Origin of the sequence: Cellulomonas septica, from assembly GCF_012396155.1 — a bacterium.
Taxonomy (GTDB): Bacteria; Actinomycetota; Actinomycetes; order Actinomycetales; family Cellulomonadaceae; genus Cellulomonas; species Cellulomonas septica.
On record NZ_JAAXOY010000816.1, the window covers coordinates 1 to 1,334 of the forward strand.

Annotated in this window: 1 protein-coding gene and 1 pseudogene; both read left to right on the forward strand. The window is 74.1% G+C overall.

Annotated elements, in window-relative coordinates:
• A pseudogene (locus HGA02_RS19450) lies at positions 1–200 on the forward strand (flagellar basal-body MS-ring/collar protein FliF); the annotation flags it as partial.
• Positions 200–1,201 (forward strand): flagellar motor switch protein FliG, encoded by a 1,002-nt coding sequence (fliG, locus tag HGA02_RS19455; RefSeq protein ID WP_200829818.1) that lies wholly within the window; start codon positions 200–202, stop codon positions 1,199–1,201. The pseudogene HGA02_RS19450 and the gene fliG, both read left to right, overlap by 1 nt.
• Positions 1,202–1,334 lie beyond the last annotated feature (133 nt).

Consider the following 1,334-nt stretch of genomic DNA (forward strand, 5'->3'; position numbering starts at 1 on the left):
ACGACGACGCGCGCCTCGCGCTCGAGGGCCTCCCGGAGGACGCCCTGCCGGAGCTGCCCGCCGGGCCGCTGCCGACCGAGCCCGACCCGGTCGCCCGCAAGCGCGCCGAGATCACGGCCCTCGCCGACGAGCAGCCCGAGGAGGTCGCGGACCTCCTGCGCGGCTGGCTCGGCACCGCGACCCCGGCCGGACGCCGCTGATGGCCGCGCTCACCGGGACCCAGAAGGCCGCGATGCTGCTCCTGCAGCTCGGCCGCGACCGCGCCGCACGCGTCATGGCGCAGCTCGACGTCAACGAGATCGAGGAGCTCACGGCCGAGATCCTGCGGCTCGAGCGCGTCGACCAGCGGCTCGCCGACGAGGTGCTCGAGGAGTTCCACGCGGTCTCCGTCGTCGGCCCCGGCGTCGGCGGCGGCATGGGCCTCGCGCAGCACCTGCTGGTCGCGTCGCTCGGCGCCGAGCAGGCCGCGGACGTGCTCGAGCGGCTCCAGACGACCATGCAGGGGCAGCCGTTCGAGTTCCTCCAGCACGCCGACGCGCGCCAGGTCGTCTCGCTGCTGTCGAGCGAGCACCCGCAGGCCATCGCGCTCGTGCTCGCGCACCTCAAGCCCGACCACGCGGGGATCATCCTCGCGGGTCTCGACCCCGAGCTGCAGGCGGACATCGCGCACCGGATCGCGCTCATGGAGCGCGCGTCGCCGGACGTCGTCCAGGTGATCGCGGAGACGTTGCAGCGCAAGGCGTCGAGCGTCCTGCAGGCCAACGACTTCGCCGCCGTCGGCGGTGTGCAGCCGCTCGTCGAGATCATCAACCGCGCCGACCCCGGCACGGAGAAGGTCATCCTCGAGGGCCTGGCCGCACGCGACGAGGAGCTCGCGGAGGAGGTCCGCAGCCGCATGTTCGTGTTCGCGGACATCACGCTGCTCGAGGACCGGGCCATGCAGCTCGTGCTGCGCCAGGTCGAGACCGCCCAGCTGTCCGTGGCGCTCAAGGGCGTCAGCGACGGGGTCCGCGAGACCGTCATGCGGAACCTGTCCGAGCGGGCGCGGGAGAACCTGCTGGAGGAGATCGAGCTGCTCGGCCCCGTGCGCCTCTCGCTCGTCGAGGACGCCCGCGCGGCGATCGTCCAGGTGATCCGTCGCCTGGAGGAGAGCGGCCAGATCGTCATCCGGCGCGACGCGGAGGACGAGCTCGTTGCCTGACCTCGGATTCGTGCCCACGCCGCGTCCCACGCCGGACGCCACGGCGACCCCCACGACGGACGTGCCGGCGGCGGCCCCCGTGTTCGCCGCCGCGCTGCCCGGCGGTGCGGTCGTCACGCCCGCCGCCCCCGTG

Coding starts and splice junctions, on each gene's coding strand:
- fliG (WP_200829818.1), top strand. CDS start 200: ATGGCCGCGCTCACCGGGACCCAGAAGGCCGCGATGCTGCTCCTGCAG.